This is a genomic window from Micromonospora acroterricola, from assembly GCF_003172955.1.
Lineage (GTDB): Bacteria > Actinomycetota > Actinomycetes > Mycobacteriales > Micromonosporaceae > Micromonospora > Micromonospora acroterricola.
This window is the reverse complement of the sequence record NZ_QGKR01000365.1, coordinates 1-7,526: the sequence shown is the minus strand read 5'-3', so window position 1 is coordinate 7,526 and position 7,526 is coordinate 1. Positions and strand designations below refer to the sequence as shown.

Here is a 7,526-nt window from a genome sequence, read left to right as displayed (position 1 = left end):
CCTCCGTGTTCGGCCCCAGCCCCGCCGCCGTTCGCCACACCGCGGGCCGTGCATGTCCGGGGTGCGGACGACCAGCGCCTCGCTGCCTGGCACGCCCGCCGCCCCGGCCACACTCGCCGCCCTGGCCGCACCCGTCCCTCGGGGAGGGCCTTGCTCTGACGAGGGTGATACCTGTGAGGCATAAATATGACTCACAGGTATCACGCTCATGGAGGCGAATGGCCCCCAGCCGGGCCCCGCCGCTCTTCGGGTGGGGCGGGCGGCCGGGGTGGCCAGCGAGACGGGGCGTGGCCGGACCGGCGAGCGAGGCCGGGGTGGCGGGCCCTACCCGAAGCGGCACCGACAGGAGCCCGGCGAGTCAGCAAATTGCCTCATCGGTGTCGCCGCCGGTCCGACCTGGTCCACGATGCCGGGATGTCATCCAGTCGCCTCATCCCTCTCCTCGGCGCCGTCGTACGACAGCAACGACACCTGCGCGAGCTGAGCCAGCGGGAGCTGGCCGACCTCGCCGAGGTCAGCCAGGCCGCCGTCGCCCGGATCGAACGTGGCGACCGGGCGCCCAGCATCCTGGTGCTGGAGCGGTTGCTGGCCTGCATGGACGTCCAACTCGCCGTCGGGGTCGAACCCCTCGACGCGCACCTCGACGCACGCATGGCCGAACTGGCGGCCCGGCCGCTGGCCGAGCGGGTCGACGACCTGGGCCTGGACCAGACGCTGGACCGGCTCGCCGACATCCCGCAGGTGATCACGGGAAGCACGGCTGCGCTGTTGCAGGGTGCGCCGGTGCCGGTCGACGCCCTGGAGATCGCCGTACGCTGGCACGACTCGGAACGGTTCACGCGCTGGCTGGAGAGAGCCTACGGCCAGCGGTGGAACGCCCGCTGGGGTGAGTTCGGCGGGCTGCGGTTGGAGCCCGAGGAGCAGGGCGAGCACCGCTGGTCGACCCGCTACGGCGAGATCAGGGCGACCATGTGCGACGAACTGCCCGAGACGATCGAGGTGCGTCACGCTGGGCGGGCCTACCGGGTGGTGCCGCTGGCCCAGCTGGAGCTGACCGAGCCCCGGGCTGGTGAGCTGCTGCGCCGCTACCGAGCCCGGCAGCCGGCAAGCGGTGGGTGACCTCGGACGCGGCCCGGCCGCCAGCAGGGGCCAGGCAGCCCCGGCGAGCGCGGCCAGCCGGGGAGAGCCCCGACCAGCCGGCTCAGCGGGCAGCCCGGCCGGTGTCGGGTCAGCCGGCGGTGCGCTCCCAGTCGATGGTGGGCAGGCCGGCGTCGGCGAGCGCCTTGTTGGCGGCGCTGAACGGGCGGCTGCCGAGGAAGCCGCGCGGGTTCATCGGGCTGGGGTGGCCGGCCTCCAGCACCACGTGCTGCGGGTTGGTGACCAGGGCGGCCTTCTTGCGCGCGTAGCCGCCCCAGAGCAGGAAGACCACCCGGTCCGGTGACGCGTCCAGCGCCCGGATCGTGGCGTCGGTGAACTCTTCCCAGCCCGAGTTGGCGTGCGAGCCCGGAGTGGCCTGACGGACCGTCAGCACCGCGTTGAGCAGCAGCACGCCCTGCGCTGCCCAGCCGTCGAGGTTGCCGCTGCGCGGCTTGGGCACGCCCACGTCCTCGCCCAGCTCCTTGAAGACGTTGCGCAGCGACGGCGGCACGGCCACCCCGTCCCGGACGCTGAAGCTCAGCCCGTGCGCCTGCCCGGCCCGGTGGTACGGGTCCTGCCCGAGGATCAGCACCCGGGTGCCCTGCGGCGGGCACAGCCGGTACGCCGAGAACAGGTCCGGCAGCGGCGGGAAGACGGTCTGCGTCGCGTACTCCCGAGCGACGAACTCGGCCAGCGCGGCCGTGCGTGCCGGATCCAGGTGTGGGGTGAGCACGGCACGCCACTGCTCCGGCAGCAGTGCCAGCAGATCCAGGGCGGGGGCGTCGTCGGGCATCAGGAACCTCTCACAGCGCGGGTCGGTCCCCCGCACTCTAGGCATCGGGTACGACAGCACCCCGCCGGCCTAGCCCAGGTCGGCCAGCCGCCGGGCCCAGTCGCCACCGACCGGGTCCAGCTCGACGATCCGGGTGTCGTCGTCGCGGCGGTCGATGCGGACCCGCAGGTGCGCGTCCACCAACTGCTCCACCAGGCCCTCGCCCCACTCCACCACGGTCACCGACTCGTCCACCGAGGCGTCCAGGTCCAGGTCGTCGATCTCGGCGCGCGGGTCGGTGGCGTCACCCAACCGGTACGCGTCGGCGTGCACCAGGGCCACCCGGCCACCGCGCGCCGGGTCGGGCCGGTGCACCCGGGCGATCACGAACGTCGGCGAGGTGACGTCTCCGAGCACCCCGAGCCCGGCGCCGATGCCCTGGGTGAGCGCGGTCTTGCCGGCGCCCAGCGGCCCGGTCAACAGCACCAGGTCGCCGGCGCGCAGCAGCCCGGCCAACCGGCGGCCGAACTCCCGGGTGTCCTCGACGGTCGGCAGCTTGACGACGTGACTCACCGTTCCTCCACGTTCTCCAGTGACTCGAGGAACCGCGCCAGCGCGGCGTTGACCTCGTCCGCGTGCTCCAGCATCACCACGTGACCGCTGTCGTGGATCTTCACGAACTCGGCGTGTGGCAACCGTCGGACGATCTCCTCGGAATGGTTGATCGGAGTGATCATGTCCTTGTCGCCGACCACGACCAGCACCGGCGTGCTGGCCAGCGCCGCGAGCGCCGGGAAGCGCGAGTGGGTGGCCAGGGTCCGCAGGTAGCGGGTCACCGTGTCGGCCGACGTCCGGGAGTTCATGGTCTCCACGTACGACACCAGGGCCGGGCTGGGCTTGCGGGTGCCGAAGCCGTACTTGCGGGTGAGCAGCCAGGCCACGTTCGAGGTCGACTTGCGGGCCTTGTCGATCACCGGCCCGCCGTACCGGGTGGCGTTGCTGACCATGTAGAGCACCGGGCCGCCGACCCGGCCGAGCAGCGCCGGGGCGACCAGCTTGGTCTCCGCGACCAGCCCGCCCGAGGTGGCCATCAGCACCGTGCCCACCACCCGGTCACCGAACAGCTCCGGGAACAACTCGGCGAACGCCATGATGGTCATGCCGCCCATCGAGTGGCCGACCAGCACCAGCGGCCCCTCCGGGGTGGTGCGGTCGATCACCCGGCGCAGCGTCTGGCCGAGCGCGGCGAGGTCGTACTCACCGGTCTCCAACCGGCCGGAGCGGCCGTGACCGGGCTGGTCGTACGCCACGATCCGGTAGTCGCCGCGCGCGGCCAGCATCTGGCGCTGGAAGTGGAACGTGCCCATGTCCAGGCAGAAGCCGTGCACCAGCACCACCGTCGGACGCCCGGGCACCGGCCGGGTCGGCTCGACCACCTCGACGTGGATGTCCGTGCCGTCCGGCAGCTCCAGCCGGAACGCCTCGTCGTACCGCTGCTCGCCGAACTCTTCGTGCGCGTAGCGGTCGGCCGGGTCGGCCTTCAGCCGACGGACCAGGGTGCGTTCGGTCGCGACGCCGGCCTGGCGGGCGCCGCGGCCGGCGTGCCGCGGCGCCCACCAGGCCGGCGACCCGGCCGGCCGCGGTCCGCGGCCGCGGGATGCGGTACCGACTCATGCCCGCTCGCCGTCATACACCCGCGGCACCCGCGTGCCGCCGAACCGGGTGACGATCTCGTAGTTGATCGTGCCGGCCGCCTCGGCCCAGTCGTCGGCGGTCGGCTCGCCGTCGGCGCCGCTGCCGAACAACGTCGCGATGTCGCCGTCGGCCACCGGGTCGTCGCCGCAGTCCAGAACGAACTGGTCCATGCAGACCCGCCCCGAGATGGTCCGCCGCGCTCCGGCGAGCTGCACCGGCCCGCTGTTGGACGCGTGGCGGGGCACCCCGTCGGCGTACCCGAGGGGCACCACGGCGAGGTTGGCGTCGCTGCCCGTGGTGTAGGTGTGCCCGTAGGAGACGCCGGTGCCGGACGGGACCCGCTTGGTGAGCACCACCCGGGCGCGCGCGGTCATCGCCGGCCGCAGCCCGTACGTCTCGCCGGCCACCGGAGAGAGCCCGTAGACGGCCAGCCCGGGGCGGACCAGGTCGAAGTGGGTGTCCGGGCGGGTCAGGGTGGCCGCCGAGTTGGCCAGGTGCCGCCAGCGCGGGCGCAGGCCCGCCCGCTCGACCATGGCCAGGCCCTCGTGGAAGACGGCCAACTGCCGGTCGGTGGTCGGGTGGCCGGGCATGTCCGCGTACACGAAGTGGCTCCACACGCCGACCACCTCGATCAGCCCGTCGGCCTGCGCCTTCGCGGCGGCGTCGAGCAGCGCCGGCCAGTCGGCGACCGTCACGCCACCCCGGGACAGCCCAGTGTCGATCTTCAGGTGCAGCCGGGCCGGTCGCTCGGCGCGCCGGCTCGCCTCGATCATCTCGTCGAGTTGCGACAGACTGGCCGTGCCCAGGTCCACCCCGGCGCTGATGCCCTCGTGCAGCGGCAGCCCGGGCGCGAGCAGCCAGGCCAGCACCGGCACGGTCACGCCGGCCCGCCGCAGGGTGAGCGCCTCGTCGAGGGTGCAGACGCCGAGCCAGTCCGCCCCGGCGTCGATCGCCGCCCGGGCGGCCGGGACGATGCCGTGGCCGTACCCGTCGGCCTTCACCACCGCCATCAGCTCGGCGTTGGTGCCGGACCGGAGTCGGCTCACGTTCTCACGGATCGCGTCAAGATCGACGCGTACCTCGGCCTGCCACATACGCCCAGCCTACTTTCCGCCGTGATCACCGCGGGCGGCGACGCACGCCGCAGCGCGCCGATCCGGTCAGTCGCTCCAGAACAGCACGATCAGCCCAGCCGGGCGACGACCGGGCGAAGGGCGGTCATCACGTCGGGGGCGGTCACGGGCCCGCCCCGGGCCGCCTCCCGGCCGGCCAGCCCGTGCAGGTACGCGGCCGAGGCCGCCGCCCGGTCCGCGGGCACGCCGGCCGCCAGCAGTGAGCCGAGCAGCCCGGCCAGCACGTCACCGGTGCCGCCGGTGGCCAGCGCCGGGGTGCCGGTCGGGTTGACGTACGCCCGCCCGTCAGGCGTCCCGATCACCGTGCGGTCCCCCTTGAGCAGCACCACCGCGTTCATCCAGGCGGCCAGCCGCAGCGCGGCGGCGACCCGGTCGGCGCCCGGCTCCTCCCCGCAGAGCCGGGTGAACTCCCGGTCGTGCGGGGTGACCACGATCGGCGCGTCCCGGTTGCGCAGCCGGTCGGCGAGCGAGCCGTCGACGAGCAGGGTGAGGGCGTCGGCGTCGAGCACCACCGGCACCGGCGCCGCGAGGACGGCCCGCAGTTCGGCGGCCGCGTCCTCGCCGGTGCCCAGCCCGGAGCCGCAGACCCAGGCCTGGACCCGGCCCGCGTCGGCGACCCGGCCGGTGGCGATCACCGAGGGGTGCTGGTGCAGCACCTCGGCGCGGGCGCCCCCGGCGTAGCGGACCATGCCGGTCGGCCCGGCCAGCGCCCCGCCGACGGAGAGCACCGCCGCACCCGGGTACGTCGCCGAGCCGGTCGACACGCCGACCACGCCCCTGCTGTACTTCTCCGACGCCGGCCCCAGCCGCGGCCACCAGTCGACCAGGTCGGACCACTCGGTGACCCCCAGCGCGGGGGTGCCCCGCAGCCACGGCCGCAGCCCGATGTCGACCAACTCCACGTGGCCGGCCAGCGGGGCCGCCGGCCCGACCACCAGGGCGGGCTTCAGCGCGCCGAAGGTGACCGTCACGTCGGCGCGGACCGCGGTAGGCCGGCCGGACGCGGCCAACGGCAGGTGCCCGGTGTCCACTGCCACGCCGCTGGGCACGTCCACCGCCACCACGGTGGCCCGACCGCCGTCCCGCCCGCGCAGATCGCCGAGGCGCTGCACCATCTCGTCCGCGTTCGCCCGCAACCCGCCGGTGCCACCGATGCCCACGATGCCGTCGAGGACCACGTCGACCGGACCGCTGGGCCGCTCCACCAGCCGACCACCGGCGGCCCGCAGCGCGGCCAGCCCGGCGGCGTGCGCCCGCCCGGGGGTGAGCAGCAGCGCGGACACGGTGACACCCCGACGCGCCAGCCGCTCCCCGGCGTACAGCGCGTCGCCGCCGTTGTCGCCGGAGCCGACCAGCAGCAGCACCCGCCCGCCGTACACCCCGCCCCGCTCGGCGAGCAGCAGCGCGGCCCGGCGGGCCAGCCCGGCGGAGGCCCGTTGCATCAGCGTGCCCTCCGGCAGCGTGCCCATCAGTCCCGCCTCGGCCGCCCGTACGTCGGCCACCCGCCACACCGGTCTCATGCCACCGTGTCCCATTCCGCTCACGGGTGAGCCGCACGGCCCACCCGGCCGACGTCACCGTTCCGCGACCACCATCGCCGACGCGATCCCGCCGTCGTGAGACAGCGAGAGATGCCAGCGGTTGACCCCACGTTCGACGGCCGCCGCCGCCACCGTGCCGGACACCGTCAGCCAGGGGCGGCCGCCCGGGTCGGGCACGATCTCGCAGTCGTGCCAGCTCAGCCCGGCGGGTGCGCCGAGCGCCTTGGCGACGGCCTCCTTCGCGGCGAAGCGGGCCGCGAGCGACTCCGGCGAGCGCGGGTTGCCGGAGCGGGTGTACCGCTCGGCCTCGGTGAAGAGCCGGTCGGCGAGCAGCGGCGTCCGTGCCAGGGACCGGGCGAACCGGTCCACCAGGACGACGTCGATGCCCACAGCGACGATCACCAGACCACCCTACCGGCGGCGGAGGCGGCAGATTAGCCGTCGGCTGCGCGGTGGTCAACGCCTGTGGACGGGCCGGGGTACGCCTGCCAGCGGCTGTCCACAGGGCACCGCCGCGTGCACGCGTCCCGCCTACCGTCAGCACGTCGACGTCGATCGCACACGGGGGTGTGGGGATGACAGAGGAGCCTTTGACGGTGCGGCCGGAGCTGCTGGGCGGGGTGGCCCGGGCGCTGGACGACGATGCGTACCGGCTGGCGCACGGCCTGGTCGGGACGCCCGGGCTGGTGGTGCCCGCACCCGACTGGCTGGCCTGCGCGGCGCTGGCCGGGCTGGAGTCGGCGGTGCACGGGTGGCTGGGCCGCCTCGGCGGCCTGGTGGCGGTGACGGGCGGGGCGGTCCGGACGGCGGTGGAGTCCTACCGGGCGGTGGACGAGCGTGCCGCCCGCCGGCTCGCCGCGCTGCCCCGGTGACCGCGCCGACTCGCCTGCCGAGGGACGCCGGGCCGGCGGGCGGCACGGGGCACGCCGCCGGGCCATCCGGGCCCGCGGTCGGCTACGCGCAGCTCTGGGCCGCCGACCCGGGGGCGTGGCAGGCTGCCGGATCGGCCTGGACCGGGCTGAACGCGCTGGTCGAGAGACGGGCCGGCGAGCTGAGCTCGAACGTCAGGGCGCTGCGCGTGGCCTGGTCGGGCCGGGCTGCGACGGCGGCCGACGGGCGCCTCGCCGGGCTGCACGGTGAGCTGACCTCGATCGCACCCGCGCTCATCGAGGCCGATCAGGTCCTCGCCGAGTTCGCCGGTCGGCTCACGGCGGCGAAGGGTCGGCTGTCCGCGGCGGTGGCGCTGGC

At 74.9% G+C, this 7,526-nt stretch carries 7 protein-coding genes and 2 pseudogenes; 3 read left to right on the top strand and 6 right to left on the bottom strand.

Annotation, left to right across the window (positions count from 1 at the left end; genetic code table 11):
- The first annotated feature begins 414 nt into the window (after positions 1-414).
- Complete coding sequence (locus DKT68_RS30625; RefSeq protein WP_109820856.1) at positions 415-1,119, top strand: helix-turn-helix domain-containing protein; 705 nt, start codon at positions 415-417, stop codon at positions 1,117-1,119.
- Positions 1,120-1,228: 109 nt separating this feature from the next.
- On the opposite strand, the gene ung is transcribed toward DKT68_RS30625, so the two are convergent.
- The 6 genes and pseudogenes from ung to DKT68_RS30595 all read right to left on the bottom strand — a co-directional run bounded on the left by ung (position 1,229) and on the right by DKT68_RS30595 (position 6,680).
- Positions 1,229-1,930: a uracil-DNA glycosylase gene (ung, locus tag DKT68_RS30620; protein ID WP_109820855.1), complete on the bottom strand. Its 702-nt coding sequence runs from the start codon at positions 1,928-1,930 to the stop codon at positions 1,229-1,231.
- Positions 1,931-1,999: 69 nt separating this feature from the next.
- Positions 2,000-2,482: a tRNA (adenosine(37)-N6)-threonylcarbamoyltransferase complex ATPase subunit type 1 TsaE gene (gene tsaE, locus DKT68_RS30615; protein ID WP_109820854.1), complete on the bottom strand. Its 483-nt coding sequence runs from the start codon at positions 2,480-2,482 to the stop codon at positions 2,000-2,002.
- Positions 2,479-3,583 (bottom strand): annotated as a pseudogene (locus tag DKT68_RS30610) (alpha/beta fold hydrolase). The gene tsaE and the pseudogene DKT68_RS30610 overlap by 4 nt, the downstream one beginning before the upstream one ends.
- On the bottom strand, positions 3,580-4,698 hold the full coding sequence (gene alr / locus DKT68_RS30605) for an alanine racemase (RefSeq protein WP_109820853.1): 1,119 nt from the start codon (positions 4,696-4,698) through the stop codon (positions 3,580-3,582). The pseudogene DKT68_RS30610 and the gene alr overlap by 4 nt, the downstream one beginning before the upstream one ends.
- Before the next feature lie 89 nt (positions 4,699-4,787).
- Positions 4,788-6,257 (bottom strand): NAD(P)H-hydrate dehydratase, encoded by a 1,470-nt coding sequence (locus tag DKT68_RS30600; RefSeq protein ID WP_109820852.1) that lies wholly within the window; start codon positions 6,255-6,257, stop codon positions 4,788-4,790.
- Between the two features lie 54 nt (positions 6,258-6,311).
- Positions 6,312-6,680: a holo-ACP synthase gene (locus DKT68_RS30595; RefSeq protein ID WP_109820851.1), complete on the bottom strand. Its 369-nt coding sequence runs from the start codon at positions 6,678-6,680 to the stop codon at positions 6,312-6,314.
- A gap of 173 nt (positions 6,681-6,853) precedes the next feature.
- Here DKT68_RS30595 and DKT68_RS30590 point away from each other — a divergent pair, with 173 nt between their 5' ends.
- A complete protein-coding gene (locus DKT68_RS30590) occupies positions 6,854-7,150 on the top strand; it encodes a hypothetical protein (RefSeq protein WP_109820850.1) in 297 nt (98 codons plus the stop codon).
- Positions 7,147-7,526: pseudogene (locus tag DKT68_RS30585) on the top strand (hypothetical protein); the annotation flags it as partial. The gene DKT68_RS30590 and the pseudogene DKT68_RS30585, both read left to right, overlap by 4 nt.